Origin of the sequence: Gordonia sp. (in: high G+C Gram-positive bacteria), from assembly GCF_047600385.1 — a bacterium.
Taxonomy (GTDB): domain Bacteria; phylum Actinomycetota; class Actinomycetes; order Mycobacteriales; family Mycobacteriaceae; genus Gordonia.
On the sequence record NZ_JASGKZ010000001.1, the window covers coordinates 3329257 to 3355740 of the forward strand.

Genomic DNA, 26484 nt, shown 5'->3' on the forward strand with positions numbered 1-26484 from the left:
GCGGCGCGCTACCGGAAAGCGCGTCGGACCGCGGTCTCGAACAGTGCGGCGGCGGTCTCGTGCGCCGTGTCCGGCACCGGGCCCGTCGCCCGCAGCTGGACCAGCACGCGGAGGTCGTCGCGCTGGGCGATCCACTGGTCCAGCGTCGTCACCGTCTCGATGCCCGGTGAGCGCAGCGAACGACGCAACCGCATCCGCGCCACCCCGCCGGACTCCCCCGGCGGGTCCACCACCGTCGAGGCGACCTCCAGCTGCCCGGTGGCGCCGCCGCGGAACGTCGCGCACCCGGTCGCGGCGCGGGCCAGGTCGTCGAGCGATTCGTCGGTCCGGGCGACCAGCTCGGTGAGCGTACTGGTCTCGGTCGGACCGGGCGCGAACACCACGACCGCGGTGTCGTCGTCGACCCCGGCCGGAGTGCAGCGCGCGGGCACGACGTCGCCGCGGACGGGCCGGAGCGTGATGTCGGACACGATGTTCGGGATCTGCCCGGAGGCCACCACCATCGCACCGGTGCCGAACTCGGCGGCCGGCAGGGCCTTGGCGCTCAGGTCCGGCACCGAGCGCGGACCGCCCGTCGTCGTGCATCCGGTCGCCAGCACTGCCACGCACAACGCTGCGGCGGCACTCCACACGATTCTCACCCCGACCACTCTGCCACCATCGATCACGGACGCCCGGGAATGACCCACCGGTCCTCCGCGTTATGTGCATAGCGTCTCCGAATCCGGAACACTGATCTTCTGAAGACATCAAGAAGGGAGCACCTCTATGGACGAGCAGACACCCGAGAACCGCTCGCTGTACGAACTCGAGTTCCCCGGCCCCGCGGTCTCCGGGCCGCAGGGCGACGGGCCGGTCCTGGTCCACGCCCTCGAAGGCTTCGCCGACGCCGGCCACGCCGTGACACTGGCCGCGACCCACCTGCGAGAGGCCCTCGACTGCCAGCTCGTCGCCACGTTCGACACCGACGAGCTGATCGACTATCGCTCGCGCCGACCGATGATCTCGTTCTCCGGCGAGAAGTTCGACGGCATCGACATGCCGCGGCTGACGATGCACGCCCTGGTCGACAACGACGGCGTCCCGTTTCTGCTGCTCGACGGCGCCGAACCGGACCTGCGCTGGGAGCAGTTCACCACCGCGATCACCGCCCTCGCCGAGCACTTCGGCGTGAGCCAGGTGGTGGGTCTCAACTCGATCCCGATGGCCGTCCCGCACACCCGCCCGTCGGGCGTGATCGGCCACGGCAACGACGCCTCCGCCCTCGGCGACATGCCGCGCTGGGGCAACGACATGAAGCTGCCGTCGAGCGCATCCATGCTCCTGGAACTGCGGCTGGGCGACGCCGGATACCGCACCGTCGGGCTCTCGGCGCACGTGCCGCACTACCTCGCGCAGAACAACTACCCCGGCGCGTCGGCCGCGCTGCTGTCGGCGCTCGGCCGGGTCACCGGCCTGAATCTGCCGGTCGCGGCCCTGGAGAACGCCTCGGCCAAGGTGATCGAGCAGGTGAACGAGGAGGTCGCGGGCAACCCCGAGATCAGCACCGTCGTCTCGGCACTGGAACAGCAGTACGACGCGTACGTGGAGGCCAAGGCCGAGCGCGAACTCCTGTCCGGCGACGAGGACCTGCCCTCGGGCGACGAACTCGGCGCCGAATTCGAGCGTTTCCTCGCCGAACACGCCGCGGAGTTCGACGGCATCGACCTGAGCGACGACTCCGGGGAGTCCGGAGCGCCCGACGAGACCGGCCGGAACGAGTCGGGCCAGGGCGAATCGGGTCAGGGCGAATCAGGGCAGGCAGCGCCCTGACCACCGACGAGAGCACGACGACCGAAGAGTCCGCCGCCCCGCTGACGCCCGTCGACGACGAGGACGCCGCCTTCGAGCACTTCCTCGACTGGTGGGCGTCACGGGGCATCGACCTGTACCCGCACCAGGAGGAGGCGCTGCTGGAGCTGGTCTCCGGCACCAACGTGATCCTCGCGACGCCGACCGGTTCGGGCAAGTCGCTGGTGGCCTCGGGCGCGGTGTACTTCGCGCGGTGCCGGGGTCGTCGTGCGTACTACACCGCCCCGATCAAGGCGCTGGTCAGCGAGAAGTTCTTCGATCTGTGCGCCCAGTTCGGCGCCGCGAACGTGGGGCTGCTCACCGGTGACGCGTCGGTCAACGCCGACGCGCCGATCGTGTGCGCCACCGCCGAGATCGTCGCCAACATCGCCCTGCGCGACGGCGCCGGCTCCGACATCGGGGTGCTGGTGGCCGACGAGTTCCACTACTACGGCGAGTCCGACCGCGGCTGGGCGTGGCAGGTCCCGCTGATCGAGCTCCCGCACACGCAGTTCCTGCTGATGTCGGCCACGCTCGGCGACGTCTCGTTCTTCGTCGACGACCTGACCAAGCGCACCGGACGCCCCACGGTCGAGGTGACCGGCGCCCAGCGTCCGGTGCCCCTGGAGTACCGGTACGCCACGACTCCGATCCACGAGACCATCGAGGAGCTGGTGACCTCGGGTCGGGCGCCGGTCTACGTCGTGCATTTCACACAGGCCCAGGCCGTCGAACGCGCCCAGGCGCTGTTGTCGGCCAAGATCTGCTCCAAGGAGGAGAAGGCGGCCGTCGCCGCGGCGATCGGCGACTTCGACTTCCGGACCGGCTTCGGCTCCACCCTCTCCAAGCTGCTGCGCGCCGGGATCGGCGTGCATCACGCGGGCATGCTGCCGCGTTACCGGCGCCTCGTGGAGCGGCTCGCCCAGGCGGGTCTGCTGAAGGTGGTGGCCGGCACCGACACCCTCGGCGTCGGCATCAACGTGCCGATCCGGACCGTGCTGTTCGCCGGTCTCACCAAGTACGACGGCCACCGCGTCCGTCGTCTGCGGGCCCGCGAGTTCCACCAGATCGCCGGCCGCGCCGGGCGCGCCGGATTCGACACGATCGGCTACGTCGTCGCCCAGGCCCCCGAGCACGACGTCGAGAACGCCCGACTGATCGCCAAGGCGGGCGACGATCCGAAGAAGCTGCGCAAGCTGGTCCGCAAGAAACCGCCCGAGGGGTTCGTCGGCTGGGGCGAGAAGACGTTCTTCACACTGGTCGACGCGCCCGACGAAGAGCTGCGATCGCACTTCCGGATGACCACGTCCATGCTCATGGAGGTGCTGGAACGCCCCGGCGACTGCTTCGCCGCGCTGCGCCATCTGCTGGAGGAGAACCACGAGCCGCGCAAACGGCAGCTCCGCCACATCAAGCACACCGTCGCGCTCTACCGCGACCTCGTCGAGACCGGGATCGTCACCCGGCTCGACGCTCCCGCCCCCGACGGCAAGCACGTCGAGCTGTCCATCGACCTTCCGGAGAACTTCGCGCTCACCAACCCGCTGTCGGCGTTCGCGGTGGCCGCGTTCGAACTGCTCGATCCGGAGTCGTCGACCTTCGCGCTCGACGTGGTCTCGATCCTGGAGTCGACGCTCGACGACCCGCGCCAGATCCTGATGGCGCAGCGGAAGGCCGCCCGCGATGCCGCCGTCGCCGAGATGAAGGCCGACGGCATCGAGTACGAGGAGCGGATGGCGCGGCTCGAGGAGATCACCTGGCCGCAGCCGCTGGCCGAGGAGATCGGGTTCGCCTACGAGACGTACAAGCGCGGCCACCCGTGGCTGGCGAACACGCCGCCGTCGCCGAAGTCGGTGCTGCGCTACATGCTGGAACGGTCGATGACGTTCACCGAGCTGATCAGCGAGTTCGGATTGCAACGCAGCGAGGGCGTGGCCCTGCGCTATCTCACCGACTGCTACCGCGCACTGCGCAGCGGCCTGCCGATGACGGCGGTGACCGAGCAGATCGAGGACATCACCGACGACCTCGGCGATCTGATCCGCGGCGTCGACTCGAGTCTGATCGACGAGTGGGAGGAACTCACCGCTCCGGCGTGAGCCCTCCGGTCCGCGTCAGACAGGAGTCACGTCGCCGGATTCGACGACGAGCGCCGCGATCTCGGCGGCCAGTTCGGTGTACGCCGGACCGCGGCCCGACGACGTCCGGTAGACCAACCCGATCCGGCGCCCCGGGCGCGGCCTGGTGAACTCGGCGGTCGCGAGCTCGCCGGAGGCGGTCTCCACCGCCACCGAGGTGCGCGGGATCAGCGTGACCCCAAGACCGCCCTCCACGCACTGCACCGCGGTGGTCAGCGAGGCCGCCCGGGTCTGTCGCAGATCCGGGTTCACCCCCGCCACCTGGCACACCTCCAGCGCCTGATCCCGCAGGCAGTGCCCCTCGTCGAGCAGCAGCAGCGGCAGGTCGGCGAGCATCGACGGGGCCAGCCGCTTGCGCCCGGCGAGCGGGTGGTCGTTCGGGATCGCGAGCACGAAGTCCTCGTCGTACATGTCGATCTCGCCGATGCCCGGCGACTTGGCCGGGAGCGCGAGCACCGCGGCGTCGAGGGTGCCGTCGCGGAGTTGTTCGAGGAGTCGTGCGGTCTGGTCCTCGACGACGCGCAGTTCCAGGTCCGGCCGGCGTTCGGGCAGGCCGCGCAGCAGCCGCGGCAGGATGTACGGCGCGATGGTGGGGATCAGTCCGAGCCGCAGCGGTCCGCGGAGCGGATCGTCCTCCCCCGCCGCGTCGGAGAGGAAGTTGTCGATCGCATCGCACGCGGCCATCGCCGACGGCAGCAGCCGACGCCCCTCCGCGGTGAGCATCACCCGGCGCGTCGTGCGTTCCACCAGTTGCACGCCGAGCCCGGCCTCGAGCCCGGCCAGCGCCTGGGAGAGCGACGGCTGGCTCACGCCCAGGTCGGCCGCGGCGGAGCCGAAATGCAGCTTCTTCGCGATCGCGACGAAGGCCCGGAGGCCGCTGATCGCCGGCTGGTAGCTCTGATCACCCATGCCCATCAATGTATCTCCGACGATCACCGCACCCGTCCCGCCCGCGCCTGCCGACAGGCGTCCTCGGAGCACATCGGCGACCGGGAATCAAGTACCCCCGAGGGTATGTTTTCCACGCCGGGAGGGGTCGTCGAACGCCGATCGATCCCTTCGGCTCAGCCTATCGATCCAGGTAGATCCATAGGCGACACGGCCGGTTCACCCGCCCGTCGCCCCTCGATAACTCTCATCACCATGACTTATCAATAGAGTGCCTATCATCACGTTTCGTTTTCAGACTCGATGCGGCAGAATAGGTATTACCGCCGGGTACGACACCCGATCGACCCGGCTCACGAATTCACCCAGAGACGAAGGAGTCATGACATGGCACTGCTCACCATCGGAGACCAGTTCCCCGCCTACAACCTGACCGCCGTGATCGGTGGCGACCTGAGCAAGGTCGACGCCCAGCAGCCGGACGACTACTTCACCACCGTCTCCAGCGACGACTACAAGGGCCAGTGGCGCGTCGTCTTCTTCTGGCCGAAGGACTTCACCTTCGTGTGCCCGACCGAGATCGCCGCCTTCGGCAAGCTGAACGACGAGTTCGCCGACCGCGACACCCAGGTGCTCGGCGCCTCGGTCGACAACGAGTTCGTCCACTTCCAGTGGCGCGCCCAGCACGAGGACCTCAAGACCCTCCCCTTCCCGATGCTCAGCGACCTCAAGCGCGAGCTCGCCGAGGCGACCGGCGTCCTGAACGCCGACGGTGTGGCCGACCGCGCCACCTTCATCGTCGACCCGAACAACGAGATCCAGTTCGTCTCGGTGACCGCCGGTTCCGTGGGCCGCAACGTCGACGAGGTCCTGCGCGTCCTCGACGCCCTGCAGTCCGACGAGCTGTGCGCCTGCAACTGGAAGAAGGGCGACCCGACCATCGACGCCGGCGAGCTCATGAGCGCCTCGGCCTGATCGTCTCCCCCTTCGGCCGACCCGCCCCGCACTCGATCCCGGGTGCGGGGCGGGGTCCGGCCCGACCACCCCTGCTCACCCACCGCAGTAACGAACTGATTGGAAGAGATCTCACACCATGAGCATCGACAATCTCAAGGACGCCCTTCCCGAGTACGCGAAGGACCTCAAGCTCAACCTCGGCTCGCTCTCGCGCACCACCGTGCTCGACGACGAGAAGCTGTGGGGCACCCTCCTGGCCAGCGCCGCCGCCACCCGCAACGCCACCGTGCTGCGTGAGATCGCCGACGAGGCCGCCGACAACCTGTCGGCCGAGGCGTACAACGCCGCCCTCGGCGCCGCGTCGATCATGGGCATGAACAACGTGTTCTACCGCGGCCGCGGCTTCCTCGGCGGCAAGTACGACGACCTGCGCGTCGGCCTGCGGATGAACATCATCGGCAACCCCGGCGTGGACAAGGCGAACTTCGAGCTGTGGTCGATGGCCGTCTCCGCCATCAACGGCTGTGAGCACTGCGTCGCCTCGCACGAGCACGTCGTCCGCGAGGCCGGCCTCGAGCGTGAGCAGGTCTTCGAGGCGCTCAAGGCCGCCTCGATCATCCAGGGCGTCGGCCAGGCGATCTCCGCCGCCGAAGCCCTGGCCTGAGCGACCCCTCCCCGAGGCTCCGGAGCCGCCGACTCATCGCGCGGTGACCCCGGTCGAAGGGACCACGAATTCCTGCAGCCCTCAGGACCAGCAGAAGCGCCCCACCGGCGATCCCGGTGGGGCGCTTCGCGCATCCGGCGACACGATGGTCGGAGATTCGGGCGCGGTGCAGACCCGATGCGGTCACCTCCGCCCGTCGGCGCCCTGCTCCCGAAGCCACACGATCGGGTCGCCGTCGTCGTCCGGCGGGAGCGCTCCGATTCGGCGCATCAGGGCTCGGGCCAGACCCCGCCGCTGCGCGTTGTAGGTCAGCGCGTGCGCCAGGACGCTCCCCAGCACGAAGCTCTCCGGCGGATCACAGAGCGCGTCGATCAGCCGATCGCCCCACGCCGCGCGCTCCTCCACCTCGTCGATCATCGCCGACCACCGCGGACCCGCCGACTCCCAGCGCCGCAGCAGATCCCCGGGCGACGGTCCCGGAGCACCCTCGTCGACGACGCCGTGGGGCGACTGCTCGCTCCCCTCGATCGCCGCCAGCCACGCCTCGACCTGCACGACGGCACCGGTGAGCAGCGCGGCGATCGACTCCTCCGGGCCGAACCAGTTCAGGAGCACGAGACCGGGGAGATGTGGGTGCGTCCACTGTTCGGGAGTCAGCTCCCGGGCGCGTTCCAGGAGTCGTCGCACGTCCGCCACGTCGTGGTGGGCCAGCAGCGCGGTCACCTGCTCGCCGCCTCCGGTGCGGGAGGAGGCGGCGGTCACCCACAGCGAATCGGGCGCGTGGAAGTGGATGCCGTTCGGCGCGGACAACCAGTGACCGGTCGTGCTCGCCGTATCGTCGTCGGCCGGAGTCTCCGACGGCGCGAAGCCGTAGGCCCGGCGATAGGCACGAGCGAAACCCTCGACCGACTCGTAACCGGCCTCCCACGCCGCCTCGGTGACCGACCGGCCGCGTCTCAACCGCCAGGCGGCGCGTTCCAGGGCGACTCGCCGGCGCAACGCCACCGGCGACTCTCCCGCGCCGTCGGTCACCTGACGCGCGAAGTGGAATCGCGACGCATACGCGTGATCGGCCATCTCGGTGAGACTCCCCGCGGACTCGGCCAGGACGGCATCCAGGAGTTCCCGCAGCCGGTCTCGGCGTCGCTCGCTCACGCCTGCCAGTCTGCCGCAGGTCGAAGGCCGTCGATCAGGAAGCGAGCGCAGACGAAGTCGCCGCACACCTCGCTCTCTCGCAGCCGGAGTTGGGCCCGGCGCGGAAGCAGCGGCGCGCCCCGACCCAGGGTGACCGGCGCGTAGCTGACGACCATCTCGTCGAGCAGGCCCGCATCCAGGAACTGCCCGGCGAGTTCTCCGCCGCCGAGCAGCCAGAGGACGGCCTCCGGGTCCGACACCGCCTCCTCGATCTCGGCGACCACGTCGGCGACGGCACCGGCGGCGAAACGAAGATCCGCGCCGTCGATCGATTCGCGTGCTTTCGAGGTCATCACCCAGGTCGGCTGCCGGTACGGCCATCCGTCCTCGGCCAGATGTTCTCGGATCCAGAGATAGGTGGCGCTGCCCATGAGGCAGGCCGCCGCCCGGTCCGTCAGTGCATTCGACTCGCAGCTCGGGGCTGACCGGTTCGACATGCTCCTGGGCGAACAACCAGGCGAGGCCGTGGTCGGGGTCGGCGAGGTATCCGTCGAGGCTGCCGGCGGTGTGATAGATGACGCGCATGGGGTCAGTGTGCACGCCGGACGACGGTCCGGACCCGACCGTTCTTGCCGTCCACGCAGGTGGAGCGCTTCGCGTGTCTGCACGCTTCCCCCCTGCGATGGATACGGTCAGATCAGGACCTCGGTGAAGACGACGGCGACGAACTCGCGCAGAGGACCACCGGGCTACTTCATCGGCGGCGGTGCGACGATGCCGGTCGTCGCGCCGCCGTCGACGATGAACTCCACGCCGGTCGAATAGGTGGCCTCGAGCAGTGCGTGCCGGACCGTCGCGGCGACCTCCTCGGGTTCGCCGAACCGCGCGATCGGATAACCGGCGGACAGCGACTCGTCGATGCCTGCGACCATCGGCGTCTTGATCGGCCCCGGGTGCACCGACATCACCCGGATGTCCGAGGGGCCGAGGTCGACGGCCGCGCTCTTGGTGAGACCGCGCACCGCCCACTTGCTGGTCGAGTAGGCGCACACCCCGGCGGTACCGGTGAGGCCGGCCGTCGAGGAGATGTTGACGATCGCCGCACCCGGCACCTCGCGCAGGTACGGCACGGCCGTCTTGATGCCCAGCCACGTGCCGAACAGGTTGACGTCCATGACCCTGCGGAACTCCTCGGTCTCGACGGCGTCGACGGGACCGAAGGCGAGGATGCCCGCGTTGTTGACGAGGTAGCCGACCCGGCCGAAGGCGTCTTCCGCGTCGGCCAGGACCGACTGCCATCCGGCCTCGTCGGTGACGTCGAGATGCCGGTAGACGGCGAGGTCCCCCAGTGCGTCGGCGAGCCGCTCACCGTCGTCGTCGAGGAGGTCGGCGATCACCGTCGGGACTCCGGCGCCGACGAGAGATCTCACGATGGCCGCACCGATTCCACGTGCTCCACCGGTCACGACTGCTGCTGCTGTGTTCATGACCCCAGCCTCGGGGGCGGGTTTCCGGTCCGCCAGAGCAGAAGGTCCCACCGCTCGGGGAGTTCCCCGCGGAGTCGTCGTCTTTTCATCTACCGGCAAGAAGCCCGACGAACCCGGCGGTGAACGCCGGGTCCGGGCCGACGACTGCCATCGACGGACCCGGACCCGGGTCGACCTCAGCTCAGGGCTTCGGTGAAGCGGACGGCGAGTTCGTTCACCTCGTCGGTGGTCATCACCAGGGCCGGCGAGACCTGCAGCGCGCCCGCACCGGCGGCACGGGTGGCGACGCCGGCCTTCCGCAGACGCAGCACCGCCGCGGGAGCGTCGGCCGGATCGGCGAGCTGGACCGCGGTCACCGCGCCGAGCCCGGTGCGCACCTCGGCGACGGCGTCGAGGTCGGCGAGCGGCGAGAACGCCGCCTGCAGGTCGCCCTCGAGACGGGTCGCCTCGTCGAGCAGGCCCTCGCGTTCGATGATGTCGAAGTTCGCCATCGCCGCGGCGGCCGAACCGGCGTGACCGCCGTAGGTGTAGCCGTGCCGCCACCAGACACCGCCGGCGAAGAACGGCTCGGCGATGTGCGGCGCCGCGATCATCGCGCCCATCGGCAGGTAGCCGCTGGTGAGGCCCTTGGCCGAGGTGATCATGTCCGGGGCCAGGTCGAAGCGTCCCGACGCGAACCAGTGGCCGTGACCGATGCGGCCGTACCCGGTCACCACCTCATCGGCGATGAACAGGACGTCGTGGTCGCGGCAGATGTCGCGGACCTCGCTCAGGTAGCCCTCGGGCGGCAGGTAGACGCCGCCGGCGCCGATGATCGGCTCGGCGATGAACGCCGCGATGTTCTCCGCGCCGACGCGCTCGATCAGGCCGAGGAGCGCCTTGGCGTCGTCCCACTCGATCCGCTGGGTGTCGGGAACGAAGTCGGGCCCGTAGCCCTCGCGGTTCGGCGGCAGCCCCGACAGCGCGGTGCCGCCGATGTGCATGCCGTGGTACGCCTTCGACCGCGACACGACGATCCGCTTCTCCGGACGCCCCTGCTCGGTCCAGTACCGGCGGGCCAGTTTGACCGCCGAGTCGACCGAGTCGCTGCCGCCGGAGGTGAACATCACCTTGGAGCCGGGCACCGGCGCCATCGCCGCCACCCGCTCGGCGAGCGCGATCAGGGTGTCGTTCGAGTAGTCGCCGAAGTTGGAGTAGTGCGCGAGCGTGCCGAGCTGTGCGGCGACGGCATCGGCGATCTCCTGCCTGCCGTGGCCCACGTTGGTGAACCAGAGGCCCGCGGTGGCATCGAGATACTCGTTGCCCGCGTCGTCGTAGACGCGTACTCCCTCACCCCTCGTGATGACGAACGAACCGTTGTCGGTGACCGCACCCATGTCGGCGAATCCATGCCAGAGAGATCCCATGACTCCCAATATGACACGTCGGAGGCCGCCCGGTGTGGCCGGGATCATGTTCGCCGACGACGCGCCGCCGGAGCGTCGTACGAACGGCCGACGCGGCGGTGCCCGCGACACCCGCCAGACCCGCCACGACGATCCCGCTTCGACCGCCGCCGGTAGACTGGACCGATCATGGCAGTCCCCCTCCTCTCCTTTCCTCCGGAGCTCCCGGTCAGCGCCTGCCGCGACGAGATCGCCCGGGCCGTCGCCGCGCATCAGGTGGTGGTGATCGCCGGCGAGACCGGTTCGGGCAAGACCACGCAGCTCCCGAAGATCTGCCTGGAACTGGGCCGGAAATCGATCGGCCACACCCAGCCGCGGCGGATCGCCGCGACCTCCGTCGCCCGTCGCATCGCCGACGAGACCGAGACCGAACTCGGCGACGTGGTCGGTTACAGCGTCCGGTTCTCCGACAAGACCGGCAAGAACACCGCGATCAAGGTGATGACCGACGGCATCCTGCTGCGCGAGATCACCTCCGACCCGATGCTGCGCCGCTACGACACGATCATCATCGACGAGGCGCACGAACGCAGCCTCAACATCGACTTCCTGCTCGGCTACCTCAAGCGTCTGCTCCCCGACCGTCCCGACCTCAAGGTGATCATCACCTCGGCGACGATCGAACCGGATCGTTTCGCCCGGCACTTCGCCGGACCCGACGACGAGGTCCCGATCCTCGAGGTCTCCGGCCGCACCTACCCCGTCGAGATCCGCTACCGGCCGCTCGACGCCGACGACGACACCGCGGACCTGGATCAGATCGCCGCCATCGACGCCGCCGTCACCGAGCTCTGGCGTCACGACCGCGGGGACGTCCTGGTCTTCCTGCCCACCGAACGCGACATCCGCGACACCGCCGACGCCCTGCGACGACGGACCGAAGCCGAGATCGTACCGCTGTACGCGCGGCTGTCGGTGGCCGAGCAGCAGAAGATCTTCACACCATCGAACGGTCGGCGGATCGTGCTCTCGACCAACGTCGCCGAGACGTCGCTGACGGTGCCGGGGATCCGGTACGTGATCGACACCGGCACCGCCCGCATCTCGCGCTACTCCACGCGCACCAAGGTGACGCGGCTGCCCGTGGAGAAGATCTCCCAGGCCAGCGCCCGACAGCGGGCGGGCCGCTGCGGCCGCGTCGCACCGGGCATCTCGCATCCGCCTGTACTCCGAGGACGACTTCGACGCGCGCCCGGAGTACACCGACCCGGAGATCCTGCGCACCAATCTCGCCGCGGTGATCCTGTCGATGCTCTGGCTCCGGCTCGGCGACGTCGCCGAGTTCCCGTTCGTGCAGCCGCCCGAGAAGCGCGCGATCACCGACGGCATGGCGCTGCTCTCCGAGCTCGGCGCGGTGACCGGGATGGACTCGGCCGATGCCCGGCTCACCGGGGTGGGCCGCGACCTGGCGAAACTCCCCGTCGACCCGCGGCTGGCCCGGATGCTGGTCGCCGGGCACGAGAACGGGTGTCTCGACCACATCCTGGTGATCGCCGCCGCCCTCTCGCTGCCCGACGTCCGGGAGTTCCCCGCCGACAAGCGCGAAGCCGCCCAGGCCGCCCACAAGCAGTACGCGGTCCCCGGTTCGGAGTTCCTCGGCCGCCTCGCCCTCTGGAATCACCTCGCCGAACAACGGGAGATCCTGTCCGGCAACCGGTTCCGCCGCTACTGCGAACGCAACTTCCTCCACTACCTGCGCATCCGCGAGTGGACCGACCTGCACCGTCAGCTGCGCCGCACGGTCCGCGACCTCGGCTGGGAGGTCCCCGACACCGAGGCCGACGCCGCGTCGATCCACCGGAGTCTGCTGACCGGTCTGCTCACCAACATCGGCGCCAAGCAGGGCGACACCCGCGAGTTCCTCGGCACCCGCGGCACCAAGTTCTCCATCTTCCCCGGTTCGACGATGGCGTCGAAGCCGCCCGCCTTCGTCATGGCCGGTGAACTGATCGAGACCTCCCGGCTCTTCGCGCACGACGTCGCCTCCATCGACCCGGAGTGGGTCGAGCAGATCGCGCCGGAACTGGTGACGCGAACCTACAGCGAACCGGCGTGGTCGTCGCGCCGCGGCGCGGTGACGGCCGACGAGAAGGTCAGCCTCTACGGGGTGCCGCTGATCGCCGGGCGCCGGGTGAACTACGGCCGGATCGACCCCGTCGAATCGCGGGCGATCTTCCTGCAGGCCGCCCTCGTCGAGGGCCGGTGGCGCACCCGCCACGAGTTCTGGGCGCACAACCGGAAACTCCTGGCCGAGGCCGAGGACCTGGAGCATCGCACCCGCCGCACCATGCGGCTGTCCGACGACGACGTCTACGAGTTCTACGACGCGCGGATCCCGCAGAACGTCGTCTCCACCCGGCACTTCGACTCGTGGTGGAAGAAGGAGAGCCGGAAGAACCCCACGCTCCTGCACCTGGACGAGGCGCAGACCCCGGGCGCCGAGACGCCCGCCGCCGCGGACTTCCCGCCGGCGTGGCAGCAGGGTCGGACCCGACTCGAACTGCGGTACCACTTCTCGCCCGGCGCCCCCGACGACGGCGTGACCGTGGTGATCCCGCGACCGCTGCTCGACCACGTCCACGGCGGAGGTTTCGACTGGCTGGTGCCCGGATTGCGCAGCGAACTGGCGACGGCGCTGATCAAGTCGCTCCCGAAGGGCCTGCGCAAGTCCCTCTCGCCGGCACAGCAGTACGCCGATCTCGCGCTCTCGCGGATCAAGCCGAGGTCCGAGCCGCTGCTTCCCGCTCTGGCGCGGGAGCTCGGCGTCATCTCGCGGATCAGTCTGGCGCCCACCGACTTCCGCACCGACGCCCTCGCCCCGCACCTGCGGATCCACTTCGCGGTGAGCGACGGCGAGGGCCGGATCGTCGCGCGGAGCGACAGCCTCGACGAACTCCGCAGACTGGCCGCCGGCGGCGACCGGAGACCGAAGGACGCGCCGACACACACGAAGTGGACCGACGACGGCATCGGCACCCTGGCCGATCGGCACGACACGGTGGTCGCCGGACAACCGGTGGTCACCTATCCCACGTTCAAGCCGCACGCCGGCGGGGTCCAGGTGGTCGACGTGACCTCGGCGGCGGCCCGGGACGCCGGGATCCGCGCCGGTGCGCAGATCCTGCTCGAGCAGGCGATCGCCCCCCTCACCAAGAAGATCGCCAACGGCCTGCCGCCGGGACAGCGTCTCGCACTGAGCCAGAGCCCCTACGCCGATCCGGCTCGCCTGTTCGCCGACTGCACCCGGCGGGCGATCGCCAATGCGCTCGATGCCGAGAAGGATCTGGCGACGCTGCGCACCCCGGCACAGTTCACCGACCTCGCGCAACGACTGTCGCCGCAGGTCCGGGCGGCCGCACCCGAGTACTTCCAGCACGCGGTGGCCGTCCTCGCCGAGACCGCGAACCTGCGTCCGGAGATCGACCGGCACAGCGGCTCGGCCGCCGCCGACGACGTCGCCGACCAGCTCGCCCACCTGGTGTTCGACGGTTTCCTCGCGGACACCCCGCTGACCCGCCTCCGGCATGTGCCGCGCTATCTGAAAGCGGCTCGCGCCCGGCTCGCGGCGCTGCCGGGTTCGGCGGCCCGCGATCACACTGGCCTGGACACCGTCGATCGGGTGATCGCGCACTGGAACCTCCGGCTCGCCCAGATTCCGGCGCCGCGGCACGATGCGCTGAACGACCAAATGCACTGGATGCTCGAGGAACTGCGCGTCAGCCTCTTCGCCCAACAGCTCGGCACGGCGGGACCGATCTCGGAGAAGCGCGTGATCAAGGCCCTCGACGCCTTCCGGTGACCGGACCCGGCCACCGGCACGGCGATCCCGGTCCGGTCAGGAGACGACGGTGCGGTCCTTGCGGAGTTCGTCGATCTCCCGTTGGAAGTCGTCGGCCGATTCGAACGACCGGTACACCGAGGCGAAACGCAGGTAGGCCACCTCGTCCAGTTCGCGGAGCGGCCGCAGAATGGCCAGACCGACCTCGTTGCTCGGGATCTCCGCAGAACCGGACGAACGCACCGCGTCTTCGACCGCCTCGGCGAGTTTGGCGAGCGCGTCCTCGTCGACGTGCCGACCCTGGCACGCTCGTCGAACGCCCTTCATCACCTTCTCCCGGCTGAAAGGCTCGGTGACCCCGTTCCGCTTCACGACCGCCAGCACCGCCGACTCCACCGTGGTGAAGCGGCGACTGCACGCGCCACACGAACGCCGTCGACGAATGGTCAGACCATCGTCCGAGGCACGCGAATCAACCACTCGGGTGTCGTCGTTCTTGCAGAACGGGCATCGCATGGTGTCAGGATACCTGTCGGCACCCGATGATCCGCACCTGAGCACCGAGACGTCCTCCCTCGGAACCGGAATCGTGCCGTGGGCTCCTCGTCGACGCCCGACCGCACCGCGCGCCCGCCCGCCCCTCGTGCTCGCCTCCGGGGGTCGAAGCGTCGGGACCCGGGCGTCGTCGTCGCTCATCGGCGGGCCGGGACCAGCAGCGCCTGGCCCGGTCGCAGACCCGACGTCTCGAGGCCGTTGAGCTCCCGGACCATGGCGATCACGGCGGACTCCGGCTGATCCGGGGCGATCCGCGCGGCCAACTCGGACAGCGTCTCCCCGGTCCGGACGTGCACCACCTCGGTCGCGGCGGGCCCCGGCGTCACGGCGTCGGCGTAGTCGGCGCCGAGGACGCCCATCACCGCGACCACCACGGCGAGACCGGCGCCGACCAGCAGTCCGGCCGCCCGGCGGCGCCGGGCCGACGCCTCGGCGGCCGCGGGTCCCGCCGTCGAGGCCCCACGGGTGCGGGGCGCGGGTGCCGCACGGCGGCCGGTCCCGTTCCGGTCGGGCGACCGGAAGCCGCCCGGTGGAATCGTGTCCGCACGGACCCGATGCGCTCGCGTGCCGTCCGGCCACGCCCCGTCCGCACGGGTTCCGGTACGACCGTCGACGTTCGAACGCCCGCGCCGGGAGGCCGTGCGGTGGGTCTGCGGGCTCCGTCCACTGGTCAGGCAGCCGCCGGAATCGATCACGACGCCCGCTTCCGGACGACGCTGAAGGACGGGAACATCGCAGGTCACAGCAGCCGCAGAGGGCTGTGTGGTCCGCCGTTCCGCGGGACGCTCGGTACCGCTCATCACCGGCTCGGCCATCGACATCTCCATTCGTTCTCATGTTCGAAGAACTGATGTTCGACAGTTAACACCACGGGTCCGACAACCTCGGCGGACCGTCGAACAAATGTTTGAGATATGTGACCTGTTCGACTAGATTGAGAGGAAGAACGATCCGGATGAACCGCAAGGTCCGGACGAACCACAAGGAAAGGACCCGGCGATGACCGACGGACCCAAGAGCCTGTCGAACGTGGACCCGCAACTGTCGACCGCGACCCTGGAGGCCTCGCTGACCCAGCGCCAGCGCGAGGTCCTCGACTTCATCCGTTCGTCGGTACGCGATCGCGGCTACCCGCCGAGCATCCGCGAGATCGGCGAAGCGGTCGGCCTCACCTCCACCTCGTCGGTGGCGCACCAGCTGCGCACCCTGGAACGCCGCGGACTCCTCAAGCGCGATCCGCACCGCCCGCGCGCGGTGAACGTCCGCGACGATCACCGCACTCCGCCGGTCGCCGCGGCCCCCGACCCGCAGCGACCCGAGGCGGCGTACGTCCCCGTGCTGGGCCGGATCGCGGCCGGCGGCCCGATCCTCGCCGAGGAGGCCGTCGAAGACGTCTTCCCGCTGCCGAAGGAACTGGTCGGCGAGGGTTCGCTGTTCCTGCTGCGCGTGGTCGGCGAATCGATGATCGACGCGGCGATCTGCGACGGCGACTGGGTGGTGGTCCGTCAGCAGAACGTGGCCGAGCAGGGCGACATCGTCGCCGCCATGATCGACGGCGAAGCGACGGTGAAGACCTTCAAGCGCGTCGACGGCCACATCTGGCTGATGCCGCACAACGAGCACTTCGAGCCCATCCCCGGTGACGACGCCGCCATCCTCGGCAAGGTCGTCACCGTGATGCGCCGTATCTGACGCCTCCCTCAGCCGAGGACGGCGCGCGCCGCCTCCCGGGCGGCCGTCGTGCTGTCCGCGGCGAGCGCGGCGCGCGCCGCCTCCCGGCACTGGTCGAGCGTCACCGTGCTCAGCTTGAGACCGACGGCGGGAGCCGCAGCCGGCGCGGACGAGAGCGACGTGACGCCGAGGCCGACCAGCACACAAGCCAGCAGCGGATCGGCCGCGGCCTCACCGCAGACTCCGACCTGCTTGTCCTGCGCGGCGCCCGCGGCACCGACCCGTTCGATCAGCGCGAGCACCGCGGGCTGCCACGGGTCGGTGAGCGCGGCCAGTTCCGGTGACATGCGGTCGGCCGCCATCGTGTACTGCGTGAGGTCGTTGGTGCCGATCGAGACGAAATCGACCTCGGCCAGGATCCGGTCGGCCATCACCGCCGCAGACGGGACCTCGACCATCACACCGGGCACCAGACCCCGCTCGCGCACCAGCGCGGCGAACTCGCGCGCCTCGGCCACGGTGGCGATCATCGGCGCCATCACCCACGGCACCGCGGTGGTGCTCTTCGCGGCTTCGGCGATCGCATCGAGCTGATGGATGCGGATCTCCGGGTGCGAGAGCACGATCCGGTTACCGCGCACCCCCATGGCCGGATTCGGCTCGTCGGGATGGGTCACGAACTTCAGCGGCTTGTCCGAGCCGGCGTCGAGCGTCCGGATCACGACCTTCTGGCCGTCGAACGCGCCGATCACCGCACCGTAGAGCTCCGTCTGCTCGGCCACCGACGGCTCGTCCGGGCGATCGAGGAAGGCCAGTTCGGTCCGGAACAACCCCACGCCTTCGAGGACTCCCGGTTCGGCGGCCTTGCGCGCCGAGGGGCCGTCGGCCACGTTGGCCAGGATCAGCACGCGATGTCCGTCGGCGGTCTGCCCCGGCCCACGCCACGCGGCGGCCGCGGCGGCCACCTCGCGCGCCTTCTCGACGGCGACCGAGACCGCCTCGCCGTCGGGCTCCAGCCCCACCACGCCGCGCTCACCGTCGACGAAGGCCATCGCGCCGGTGGGGATCCGATCCAGGTCCTCGATCGCCACGATGCACGGGATGCCGAGTTGACGCGCGATGATCGCGGTGTGGCTCGACGGTCCGCCCAGCCGCGTCGCCAGCGCGATCACTCGGGTCGGGTCCAGACCCGCGGTGTCGGCGGGCGCGAGGTCGTCGGCGCACAGGATCGACGGCTCGTCGGGGGCGGGGATCCCGGGTTCGGGCAGCCCCAGGAGTTCGGCGACCACCCGGTCACGGATGTCCTTGAGGTCGGTCACCCGCTCGGCCATCAGGCCGCCCAGCTTGGTGAACTGCTCGGCGATCTGGTCGATCGCGCTCGACGTCGCCACCACCGCGGGCGTCCCCCCGGCGATCCGCTTCTTGGCCGCCCGGATCCAGGAGCGGTCCTTGGCGAGGGAGGCCGTGGCGGCCAGGACCTCGGCCGACGAGCCGGTGCTCGCCGAGGCGCGGGCGCTGAACCGGTCGGCGACGGTGGTCACCGCGGCGTCGAACCGCTCGGTCTCGACGGCGCGCTGCTCCTCGGCGATCTCCGCGGTCGCGTCGATCACGAATGCGGGCGGTTCCGCCGGCCGGATCACCGGCCCGTAGGCGAGCCCGTGCACCACCGGGGTGCCCTGCACCGTCGTATCCGCTCCGTAGTTGTCGGCCGAACCCATCACTGCCACCTCATCCATGTGATTGACATTACTTAATCTCTTGACATTTCAACAGAGTCAAAGGTAAGTAAAGATATATCCAAACGGTCTTCGGGCCGTCGGTCTCCGTTGAGGGGGACTCTACTCAGGACGGTGTCGTGTACGCGGAAGAACGCCAACTGGCCATCGCGACCGAGGTGCGCGATCGGGGTCGAGTCTCGGTGGCCCAGCTCGCGACCCGTTTCGACGTCACCGGCGAGACCGTCCGCCGCGATCTCAGCGTGCTGGCCGACCAGGGAGTGGTGCTCCGCGTCCACGGCGGCGCGGTGCGCCCGGACGTGGCCGCCGTCGTCGACGAACCGGACCTGAGTCAACGCGAACGCTCCCGGCTCGCCGAGAAGACGGCCATCGGGATCGCCGCGCAGGCCTTCGTCCCCCCGAGCGGCGGATCGATCATGTTCGACGCCGGGACCACCACGCTGCGGGCCGCGCTCGCCCTCCCCGCCGACACCGAACTCAGCGTCGTCACCAACGCCCTGCCCCTCGCCGCCCATCTGGCCACCCTGCCGCTGTGCGAGGTGACCCTGGTCGGCGGGCGGGTCCGCGGCCGGACCCAGGCCGCCGTCGGCGCCGGGACCGTGGCCGCGTTCGGGCGCCTCCGGCCGTCGATCGCCTTCCTCGGCACCAACGGGCTGAGTCTGGAACACGGCCTGTCCACGCCCGACCCGGACGAGGCCGCCGCCAAACGCGCGATGATCGCCGCCGCCAACCGGGTGGTGGTCCTCGCCGACTCGTCCAAGTTCAACCGGGAGGACCTGGTCAGTTTCGGCACGCTCGACGACGTCGACGTGATCGTCACCGACTCCGGCATCGACGATGCCTTCCACGCCGAACTCTCCGCCCTCGACATCGAAGTGGTGATCGCATGATCGTGACCGTGACGGCCAACCCCAGCGTTGACCGAACCATCGAACTGGACGGAACCCTGGTCCGCGGCGAGGTCCAGCGCGCCGCCCGGGTCCGTCGGCAGCCCGGCGGGAAGGGCATCAACGTCGCCCGGGCCGTCGCCGAGGCCGGACTCGACGCGGTGGCCCTGCTTCCCGCGCGCGCCGACGACCCGCTGTTGACCCTGCTCGACGAGACCGGGCTGCGGTACCGGACGATCCCGGTCGAGGCCGCGATCCGCACCAACCTCACGATCGCCGAACCCGACGGGACCACCACCAAGCTCAACGAGCCCGGCGCGGAGCTCTCCGAAGGACACGTCGCACGCTTCACCGACCTGATCGCCGACACCGCGGCCGACGCCGACTGGGTGGCGCTCTGCGGTTCGCTTCCGCCGGGGGTCTCCGCGGAGTGGTACGGCTTCGTCGTCGAACGCCTCCACGCGAACGGCAAGCGCATCGCCGTCGACACCTCGGGTGCCCCGCTGTCGGCCATCGTCGGATTCGGTCCGGACCTGCTGAAACCGAACGCCTTCGAGCTCGCCGAGCTGACCGGCGGCGACGGTGCCGCGCTGGAGTCGGCGGCCGAGGCCGGCGACCTGGGACCGGCCGTCGAGGCGTCCCGACTGCTGGCCGAACGCACCGGGGGCGCGGTCCTCACCACGCTCGGGGCCGCGGGGGCACTCCTCACCGACGCCGCCGGGACCTGGTTCGCGCAGGCGCCCGCCGTCCAGGTGCGCAGCACCGTCGGCGCCGGGGACTCCTCGCTGGCCGGCTACCTGATCGCCGGCGAGCGCGGCGCCTCCCCCGCCGAGGCGCTCGCCTGCGCCGTCGCCTACGGTTCGGCCGCCGCATCGCTGCCCGGCACCACCCCGCCCCGCCCCTCCGATCTGAACCTCGCCGGCGTCGACGTCCGGCCTCTCTCCTGACCAGAACGAGCGAAGGAAAACCCATGTCCGAACCGATCATCACGCCCGAGCTGGTTCTGCTCGACGCCGACGCGGGCGACGACGCGGAGGCGGTGATCCGGCGGCTCGCCCAGACCCTCGGCGACGCCGGCCGCTGCGCCGATCCCGACGAGCTGTCGACGGCGGCGCTGGCCCGCGAGGCGAAGTCGCCGACCGGTCTGCCCGGGGGGATCGCCATTCCGCACGCCCGCGTCGACTCGGTCTCCACCGCTTCGCTCGGCTTCGCCCGGCTCTCCAAGAAGGTCGACTTCGGCGGACCCGACGGCCCCGCCGACATCGTCTTCCTGATCGCGGCGCCGGGGGGTGCGGGCAAGGAGCACATGAAGCTGCTCAGCTCGCTGGCCCGCGCGCTGGTCCGCCCCGACTTCGTCGCCGCGCTCCGCGAGGCCCCCGACGCCGACCGCATCGTCGAGTTGGTGGCCGAGGCCGTCGCGCCGAAGCCCGCCAAGCCCAAGCCCGCCCCGGCCGAGTCGGAGAGCGCGGCACCGCAGGCCGCCGCGGCGGCGGCCGGAGCATCCGCGGCAGCCGCCTCGGGCGCGGCCGCCGACGATGCCGCCGGTGCGAAGCCGCTGATCCTGGCGATCACCGCGTGCCCCACCGGCATCGCCCACACCTACATGGCCGCGGACGCCCTGAAGCTCGCCGCCGAGCGGGCGGGCGTCGAATACGAGGTGGAGACGCAGGGTTCGTCGGGCACCACGCCGTTCTCGGCCGAGTCGATCGCCCGCGCCGGCGCGGTGATCTTCGCGACCGACGTCGGCGTCAAGGGTCGCGAGCGCTTCGCGGGCAAGCCCGTCGTCGAATCGGGCGTCAAGCGCGGCATCAACGAACCCGACGCGATGATCGCCGAGGCCGTCGCCGCCGCGGACAACCCGAACGCGCGCCGCGTCCCCGCCGGTGACGGCGCCGCGGCGGCCTCGAACGAGGACGAGGGCTCGAGCATCGGTCTCGGCGGCCGCCTGAAGCAGGCTCTGCTGACCGGCGTGAGCTACATGATCCCGTTCGTCGCCGCGGGCGGACTCCTCATGGCGCTCGGCTTCCTGTTCGGCGGCTACGAGGTCAACGCCAAGGCCAGCGAGATCGCCCTGGACAACGCGTTCTGGAACCTCCCCGACGGCGGCCTGCTGACCTACCTCGGCTCGGTCTTCTTCGCGATCGGCTCGCTGGTGATGGCGTTCATGGTGCCGGTCCTGGCGGGTTACATCTCGTTCGCGATCGCCGACCGTCCGGGTATCGCCCCCGGTTTCGCCGCCGGTGCCGTCTCGCTCGCCGTCGGCGCCGGATTCATCGGCGGCCTGATCGGCGGCCTGTTCGCCGGCGTCGTCGCCCTCTGGTTCACCAAGCTGAACCTGCCGCGCTGGGCCGCGGGCCTCATGCCGGTGGTGGTGATCCCGCTGTTCGCCACGCTGATCGTCGGCGGCGTGATGTACGCCCTCCTCGGCAAGCCGCTGAGCTGGCTCAACACGTCGATGGAGGACGGACTGAGCAGCATGTCCGGCAGCTCCAAGATCCTGCTCGGCGTCCTCCTCGGTCTGATGATGTGCTTCGACCTCGGCGGCCCGGTGAACAAGGCCGCGTACTCGTTCGCCGCACTCGGCGTCGGCACCGCCGGTGCCGGCCTGGCCCAGTACGAGATCATGGCCGCGGTGATGGCCGCGGGCATGGTCCCGCCGCTGGCGCTGGCCCTCGCTTCGACCGTCCTGCGCCCGTCCGTCTTCACCGATCCCGAGCGGGAGAACGGCAAGGCCGCGTGGCTGCTGGGCGCGTCGTTCATCTCTGAGGGCGCCATCCCGTTCGCCGCGGCCGACCCGCTGCGCGTGATCCCGCCGATGATGGTCGGCGGTGCCGTGACCGGCGCCCTGAGCATGGCCTTCGGCGTGCAGCTGCGGGCCCCGCACGGCGGCGTGTTCGTGATGTTCGCGATGAACGGCACCTGGTGGAAGTTCCTGATCGCCCTGGCCGTCGGCACCGTCGTCGCCGCGATCGGCGTGGTCGCCACCAAGCAGATCAAGAAGGTCTCCACCGAGGCCGACGCCGCCCCCGCCCCGGTCGCCGCCTGACCCCGAGACCGCACCGTCGGTCCCACCCTCTCCTCTGTTCGCCATCCACCCCCGGGAACGCCCTGTGACCGGGACCAACCGAAAGGGAACACCATGCCCAGCACCACCGTCACCGTCGGCTCGGCCGTCGGCCTGCACGCCCGTCCCGCGACGATCATCTCCGAGGCCGCCGCGGCCCTGGACGTCGACGTCACCCTCGCCGTGGAGGACGGCGAGCCCGTGGACGCCGGCAGCGCGCTGATGATCATGACCCTCGGCGCCGAGAACGGCACCGTCGTGACCGTCGAGAGCGAGGATCAGGCCGCCGTCGACCAGATCGCCGCACTCGTGGCCCAGGACCTCGACGCCGAGTAGCACACCACCGGCACCACGTACTCCGGCCCGGACACTCCTCGACGAGTGTCCGGGCCGGAGTCTGCCGTCCGGGGAGCCGGGCTCAGTCGGTCGCGACCAGGTCGGTGAACTCCGCGGCCAGGGCCGCGGGCATCCGGACCCGCACGCGCGAGCCGGTCTCGGTGTGTTCGGTGCTCAGCACGTGGGCGTGCCGGTGCAGACGCGGAATCACCTCGCCGCGCGCGAACGGCACCTGCAGCACGGCCTCGACGTCGCCGGCCTCCACGAACTCGGTGATCCGCGCGAACAACGCGTCGATGCCCTCGCCGGAATGCGCCGAGACGAACACCGCGTCGGGGTACTCGCCGCGCAACTGCGTCATCCGGGTCGCATCCACCGCGTCGATCTTGTTGATCACCAGCAGTTCCGGCGGCGGCGAGACCGCATCCGCGCCCTCTTCGGTGTAGACCTCGTTGAGGACCTGCCGCACCGCCGAGATCTGCTTGCCCGGGAAGGCGTCGGCGCCGTCGACCACGTGGATCAGCAGGTCGGCGTCCACCGCCTCCTCCAGCGTCGAGCGGAACGCCTCGACCAGCTGCGTCGGCAGATGCCGCACGAAGCCGACGGTGTCGGTGAACACCACCTCGTGGCCGTCGGCCAGCGTGGCCCGGCGCGTGGTGGGATCCAGGGTCGCGAACAACGCGTCCTGCACCAGAACCCCCGACCCGGTCATGGCGTTCACCAGGCTCGACTTGCCGGCGTTGGTGTAGCCCACGACCGTCAGCGCCGGGACCCGCCCGCGCTGCCGGGCGGCCCGCTTCACGGTGCGGGCGGTCTTCATCCCGCGGATCTCCTTGCGGAGCTTGGCCATCCGCTCACGGATACGACGACGATCGGTCTCGATCTTGGTCTCACCCGGGCCGCGCAGGCCCACGCCGCCGTTGCTGCCGGCCCGGCCGCCCGCCTGGCGCGACATGGACTCGCCCCAGCCGCGCAGCCGCGGAAGCATGTACTCCATCTGGGCCAGCGACACCTGGGCCTTGCCCTCGCGGGACGTCGCGTGCTGGGCGAAGATGTCCAGGATCAGGGCGGTCCGGTCGATCACCTTGACCTTGACCACCTTCTCCAGCGCGTTCAGCTGGGCCGGGGTGAGTTCGCCGTCGCAGATGACGGTGTCGGCGCCGGACGCCAGGACGATCTCGCGCAGTTCCTCCGCCTTGCCCGAGCCGAGGTAGGTGGCCGGATCGGGTTTGCCGCGCCGCTGGATCACGGCTTCGAGGATCTCCGAGCCCGCGGTCTCGGCGAGCGCGGCGAGCTCGGCCATGCTGGCCTGGGCTTCGGCCGAGGTGCCCGAGGTCCAGACCCCGACCAGGACCACGCGCTCCAGGCGCAGCTGCCGGTACTCGACCTCGGTGACGTCGGAGAGTTCGGTGGACAGGCCCGCGACGCGCTGCAGCGAGGCGCGGTCGTCCAGTTGGAGCTCACCGGTGGTCGGAGCCGGGCCGGTGGCGATGTCAGGGAATTCGTGCAGTTCAGTCATACGAGATCCATCATGGCCGATGGGCGGTGCCGACCGCACCCGTATTTTCTCTGGGCGTAACCGAGGTTCGGTCGGATCGGTCCGCCCCGCGGGACGGCGCGACGCTCAGCCGCCGAGGAAACCGTCGACCAGCTCCCCGTGGGCGACCAGCCGCGACGGCCCGCGCAGGAACGCCTGCTCGGCGGTGAGCGTGACGACGACGGACCCGCCGGGCACCGTCAGACGCACCGCCCCCTCCGCGCGTCCCAGCCCGTGCAGCGCGGCCGCGGCCGAGGCCACCAGTCCGGTGCCGCACGACCGCGTCTCCCCCACGCCGCGCTCGAAGACCCGCATGTGCGAGGTGAAGTCGACGTCGCCGTCGGCGGCGACCAGCGGGGTCAGGATCTCCAGGTTGGCGCCGTGCGGGAACACCGCCGCATCCAGTTCCGGCGCGGTGAGCGCGAGGTCGGCGAGCCCCGCCGGCGTCAGATCGTCGACGACGCACGCCAGATGCGGATTGCCCACGTCCACGGCCTCACCTCCGAACGCGCGCTCCCCGACCGTCGCCGTGCTCGGGCCGTCGAGCCGGACCGGCCCCATCGCCACCGTCACCTCGGCGGCGCTCGCATCGCACGCGTGCACGACGACGGGCCGCCCGCCCGCCCGGGATCCGACCGTGAACTCGTCGGACGACACCAGGCCCTGCGCACGGCAGTAGTGCGCGAACACCCGCACGCCGTTGCCGCACATCTCGGCGATGGAGCCGTCGCCGTTGCGGTAGTCCATGAACCAGTCCTCGGCGGCGACGCCCTCGGGCAGCGCGTCGAGCACGCCGGCTCGCACCAGGGCGCCGGCCCGCGCGACGCGCAGCAGTCCGTCGGCGCCCAGTCCGGCGCGGCGGTCGCACAGCGTGGCGATCAGATCCACGGTCAGATCCAGCTCGGCATCGGGATCGGGCAGGATCACGAAATCGTTCTGGGTTCCGTGGCCCTTGGTGAAGCGCAGCGAGGAAACGGTCACGAGGTCAGCGTACTCGGGGGGTGCGACGACGCCCGCTCGCGCCGCCGGTCACCGTCGTCGTTCCGTCGGCGTCATCCCTCCAGCGCGGCCAGGGCCCGCTCGAGCAGGTCGTCGGCCGCGGCATCGAGCCAGATCGCCCGGTGGTCGCGACGGAACCAGGAGCGTTGCCGCCGGACGTAGCGGCGGGTCCCGAAGAAGGTCCGTTCCTGCGCCTCGGCCAGGCTGTACCGACCGTCCAGATGTGCGAGGACCTGGGCGTAGCCGATGGCCTGCGAGGCCGTCCGGCCCTCGCGGAGCCCCCGCTCGCACAGGGCGACCACCTCGTCGACCAGGCCGGCGGCGAACATCGCCGCGGTGCGCCGCTCGATGCCGGTGATCGAGCGCCTCCCGTTCCCGGTCGAGGGCCAGGATCCGGGTGCCCCAGCGCGGCTCGCCGATGGTCGGCGCCGATGCGGCGAACGGTTCCCCGGTCAACGTCACCACCTCCAGGGCGCGCACGATGCGACGCCCGTCGGAGTCGAGGATCGTCGCGGCCGCGGCCGGATCCACCTCGGCGAGCCTGCGGTGCAGGGCCAGGGGGCCGTGCTCGGCCAGTTCGGCCTCGTACTCGGCGCGGATCGCCGGATCGGTGGCCGGGAAGCGCCAGTCGTCGAGCAGGCCCTGGACGTACATCATCGAACCGCCGACGATCACCGGTGTCCGGCCCGCGGCGAGCAGCGCCTCGACGTCGGCGGTCGCGGCCTCCTTGTATCCGGCCACGGTCGCCGTCTCGGTCACGTCGAGCGTGTCGAGCTGATGGTGGACGATCCCGCGGCGCTCGGCCACCGGGAGCTTCGCGGTGCCGATGTCCATGCCGCGGTACTGCTGCATGGCGTCGATGTTCACGATCTCGCCGTCGAGCCGTTCGGCCAGATCCAGTGCGAGATCGGATTTGCCGCTCGCCGTGGGGCCGACGACGGCGACCGGTGCGCGATCGATGCTCGATCGCCCCGATCCCCCGGCCGCCGGACCGCCGCCGCCGACCGAACCTCCGCCGGCGGGGACCTCGGCGGCCGACTCGCACGACGGCGAGGCACCCGCGGCACGCAGTGTCGCCACCGTGTAGCCGACCCCGAACGGCGCCGCCGCATAGCGGATCCGCGCCCGGGCTGGCCAGTGGTCCAGGACCCCGGCCAGGACCTGCCAGGCGGCCCGGGTGAGGACGCCGTCGGCGACGCAGTCCCCCGGATCCAGTCCGGCCAGTCCCTCCGGATCCCCGGCGGCCAGGGCCGCATCGAGACGGCGCTGCAGATCCCACGCGGAGTCGCGTTCACCGCCGCCCGGCGCCGACGGGCTCAGCGCGTTCGCGCCGTCGGCCACCACCAGCAGGCCGTACGGCTCGGCGTCGTCGTTCAGC

20 protein-coding genes and 2 pseudogenes are annotated in these 26484 nt (G+C 70.8%); 10 read left to right on the forward strand and 12 right to left on the reverse strand.

The features are described 5' to 3' along the window. Window positions 1–8 precede the first annotated feature (8 nt). Window positions 9–641, reverse strand: a complete 633-nt coding sequence (locus QM809_RS15045) for a hypothetical protein (RefSeq protein WP_415046533.1) — start codon at window positions 639–641, stop codon at window positions 9–11. Window positions 642–768: 127 nt separating this feature from the next. On the opposite strand from QM809_RS15045, the gene QM809_RS15050 reads away from it, so the two are divergent. Beyond that, window positions 769–1812 (forward strand): proteasome assembly chaperone family protein, encoded by a 1044-nt coding sequence (locus QM809_RS15050; protein WP_415046534.1) that lies wholly within the window; start codon window positions 769–771, stop codon window positions 1810–1812. After that, window positions 1809–3929, forward strand: a complete 2121-nt coding sequence (locus QM809_RS15055) for a DEAD/DEAH box helicase (protein ID WP_415047108.1) — start codon at window positions 1809–1811, stop codon at window positions 3927–3929. Before QM809_RS15050 ends, QM809_RS15055 begins: the two co-directional genes overlap by 4 nt. A 15-nt stretch (window positions 3930–3944) precedes the next feature. Here QM809_RS15055 and QM809_RS15060 read toward each other — a convergent pair whose 3' ends face one another. Beyond that, window positions 3945–4877, reverse strand: coding sequence for a hydrogen peroxide-inducible genes activator (locus QM809_RS15060; protein WP_415046535.1), 933 nt, complete (start codon window positions 4875–4877; stop codon window positions 3945–3947). Window positions 4878–5243: 366 nt separating this feature from the next. Here QM809_RS15060 and QM809_RS15065 point away from each other — a divergent pair, with 366 nt between their 5' ends. Beyond that, complete coding sequence (locus QM809_RS15065) at window positions 5244–5831, forward strand: peroxiredoxin (RefSeq protein ID WP_415046536.1); 588 nt, start codon at window positions 5244–5246, stop codon at window positions 5829–5831. Between the two features lie 118 nt (window positions 5832–5949). After that, a complete protein-coding gene (locus QM809_RS15070; protein WP_415046537.1) occupies window positions 5950–6477 on the forward strand; it encodes an alkyl hydroperoxide reductase in 528 nt (175 codons plus the stop codon). A 183-nt stretch (window positions 6478–6660) separates the two neighbouring features. Here the strand turns inward: QM809_RS15070 and QM809_RS15075 are convergent, their stop codons facing one another. From QM809_RS15075 to QM809_RS15090, 4 genes are all read right to left on the reverse strand, one after another. Beyond that, a complete protein-coding gene (locus tag QM809_RS15075; RefSeq protein ID WP_415046538.1) occupies window positions 6661–7632 on the reverse strand; it encodes a helix-turn-helix domain-containing protein in 972 nt (323 codons plus the stop codon). Then, a complete protein-coding gene (locus QM809_RS15080) occupies window positions 7629–8108 on the reverse strand; it encodes a dihydrofolate reductase family protein (protein ID WP_415046539.1) in 480 nt (159 codons plus the stop codon). The genes QM809_RS15075 and QM809_RS15080 overlap by 4 nt, the downstream gene beginning before the upstream one ends. 252 nt (window positions 8109–8360) lie before the next feature. Further along, window positions 8361–9098 (reverse strand): SDR family NAD(P)-dependent oxidoreductase, encoded by a 738-nt coding sequence (locus QM809_RS15085; RefSeq protein WP_415046540.1) that lies wholly within the window; start codon window positions 9096–9098, stop codon window positions 8361–8363. Between the two features lie 176 nt (window positions 9099–9274). Next, window positions 9275–10504 (reverse strand): aspartate aminotransferase family protein, encoded by a 1230-nt coding sequence (locus QM809_RS15090; RefSeq protein ID WP_415046541.1) that lies wholly within the window; start codon window positions 10502–10504, stop codon window positions 9275–9277. Between the two features lie 168 nt (window positions 10505–10672). Between QM809_RS15090 and hrpA the strand changes: the two are divergent. Beyond that, window positions 10673–14342, forward strand: a pseudogene (gene hrpA, locus QM809_RS15095) (ATP-dependent RNA helicase HrpA). 36 nt (window positions 14343–14378) lie between these two features. Here hrpA and nrdR read toward each other — a convergent pair. Then, window positions 14379–14837 carry a transcriptional regulator NrdR gene (gene nrdR, locus QM809_RS15100; protein ID WP_415046542.1) on the reverse strand — a complete coding sequence of 153 codons (459 nt, stop codon included), beginning with the start codon at window positions 14835–14837 and terminating at the stop codon, window positions 14379–14381. 176 nt (window positions 14838–15013) lie between these two features. Then, window positions 15014–15571 carry a LysM peptidoglycan-binding domain-containing protein gene (locus QM809_RS15105; RefSeq protein WP_415046543.1) on the reverse strand — a complete coding sequence of 186 codons (558 nt, stop codon included), beginning with the start codon at window positions 15569–15571 and terminating at the stop codon, window positions 15014–15016. Window positions 15572–15875: 304 nt separating this feature from the next. Here QM809_RS15105 and lexA point away from each other — a divergent pair, with 304 nt between their 5' ends. Beyond that, window positions 15876–16568 carry a transcriptional repressor LexA gene (lexA, locus tag QM809_RS15110; protein ID WP_415046544.1) on the forward strand — a complete coding sequence of 231 codons (693 nt, stop codon included), beginning with the start codon at window positions 15876–15878 and terminating at the stop codon, window positions 16566–16568. Between the two features lie 8 nt (window positions 16569–16576). On the opposite strand, the gene QM809_RS15115 is transcribed toward lexA, so the two are convergent. Continuing rightward, window positions 16577–18283, reverse strand: coding sequence for a phosphoenolpyruvate--protein phosphotransferase (locus QM809_RS15115; protein ID WP_415046545.1), 1707 nt, complete (start codon window positions 18281–18283; stop codon window positions 16577–16579). A 119-nt stretch (window positions 18284–18402) separates the two neighbouring features. On the opposite strand from QM809_RS15115, the gene QM809_RS15120 reads away from it, so the two are divergent. The 4 genes from QM809_RS15120 (at window position 18403) to QM809_RS15135 (ending at window position 22570) form a co-directional block, all read left to right on the forward strand. Next, a complete protein-coding gene (locus QM809_RS15120) occupies window positions 18403–19173 on the forward strand; it encodes a DeoR/GlpR family DNA-binding transcription regulator (RefSeq protein ID WP_415046546.1) in 771 nt (256 codons plus the stop codon). Continuing rightward, the gene (locus tag QM809_RS15125; RefSeq protein ID WP_415046547.1) at window positions 19170–20117 is read left to right on the forward strand and encodes a 1-phosphofructokinase family hexose kinase; all 948 of its coding nucleotides are present in this window, start codon (window positions 19170–19172) and stop codon (window positions 20115–20117) included. Before QM809_RS15120 ends, QM809_RS15125 begins: the two co-directional genes overlap by 4 nt. A gap of 23 nt (window positions 20118–20140) precedes the next feature. Next, window positions 20141–22216 (forward strand): fructose-specific PTS transporter subunit EIIC, encoded by a 2076-nt coding sequence (locus QM809_RS15130; protein WP_415046548.1) that lies wholly within the window; start codon window positions 20141–20143, stop codon window positions 22214–22216. 93 nt (window positions 22217–22309) lie between these two features. After that, window positions 22310–22570, forward strand: a complete 261-nt coding sequence (locus tag QM809_RS15135) for an HPr family phosphocarrier protein (protein WP_415046549.1) — start codon at window positions 22310–22312, stop codon at window positions 22568–22570. A gap of 82 nt (window positions 22571–22652) precedes the next feature. On the opposite strand, the gene hflX is transcribed toward QM809_RS15135, so the two are convergent. From hflX to miaA, 3 genes and pseudogenes are all read right to left on the reverse strand, one after another. Continuing rightward, a complete protein-coding gene (gene hflX / locus QM809_RS15140) occupies window positions 22653–24089 on the reverse strand; it encodes a GTPase HflX (RefSeq protein ID WP_415046550.1) in 1437 nt (478 codons plus the stop codon). Between the two features lie 105 nt (window positions 24090–24194). Further along, complete coding sequence (gene dapF, locus QM809_RS15145; RefSeq protein ID WP_415046551.1) at window positions 24195–25088, reverse strand: diaminopimelate epimerase; 894 nt, start codon at window positions 25086–25088, stop codon at window positions 24195–24197. Between the two features lie 71 nt (window positions 25089–25159). Beyond that, window positions 25160–26066 (reverse strand): annotated as a pseudogene (gene miaA, locus QM809_RS15150) (tRNA (adenosine(37)-N6)-dimethylallyltransferase MiaA). Between the last annotated feature and the right edge of the window lie 418 nt (window positions 26067–26484).

Bases quoted from the DNA above. Each gene is read 5' to 3' on its own strand.
- QM809_RS15085 (WP_415046540.1), bottom strand. From the start codon at position 9,098: ATGAACACAGCAGCAGCAGTCGTGACCGGTGGAGCACGTGGAATCGGT.
- QM809_RS15135 (WP_415046549.1), top strand. From the start codon at position 22,310: ATGCCCAGCACCACCGTCACCGTCGGCTCGGCCGTCGGCCTGCACGCC.
- hflX (WP_415046550.1), bottom strand. From the start codon at position 24,089: ATGACTGAACTGCACGAATTCCCTGACATCGCCACCGGCCCGGCTCCG.
- QM809_RS15050 (WP_415046534.1), top strand. From the start codon at position 769: ATGGACGAGCAGACACCCGAGAACCGCTCGCTGTACGAACTCGAGTTC.
- QM809_RS15070 (WP_415046537.1), top strand. From the start codon at position 5,950: ATGAGCATCGACAATCTCAAGGACGCCCTTCCCGAGTACGCGAAGGAC.
- QM809_RS15080 (WP_415046539.1), bottom strand. From the start codon at position 8,108: ATGTCGAACCGGTCAGCCCCGAGCTGCGAGTCGAATGCACTGACGGAC.
- QM809_RS15125 (WP_415046547.1), top strand. From the start codon at position 19,170: ATGATCGTGACCGTGACGGCCAACCCCAGCGTTGACCGAACCATCGAA.
- QM809_RS15115 (WP_415046545.1), bottom strand. From the start codon at position 18,283: ATGGATGAGGTGGCAGTGATGGGTTCGGCCGACAACTACGGAGCGGAT.
- nrdR (WP_415046542.1), bottom strand. From the start codon at position 14,837: ATGCGATGCCCGTTCTGCAAGAACGACGACACCCGAGTGGTTGATTCG.
- QM809_RS15090 (WP_415046541.1), bottom strand. From the start codon at position 10,504: ATGGGATCTCTCTGGCATGGATTCGCCGACATGGGTGCGGTCACCGAC.
- QM809_RS15060 (WP_415046535.1), bottom strand. From the start codon at position 4,877: ATGGGTGATCAGAGCTACCAGCCGGCGATCAGCGGCCTCCGGGCCTTC.
- lexA (WP_415046544.1), top strand. From the start codon at position 15,876: ATGACCGACGGACCCAAGAGCCTGTCGAACGTGGACCCGCAACTGTCG.
- QM809_RS15130 (WP_415046548.1), top strand. From the start codon at position 20,141: ATGTCCGAACCGATCATCACGCCCGAGCTGGTTCTGCTCGACGCCGAC.
- QM809_RS15065 (WP_415046536.1), top strand. From the start codon at position 5,244: ATGGCACTGCTCACCATCGGAGACCAGTTCCCCGCCTACAACCTGACC.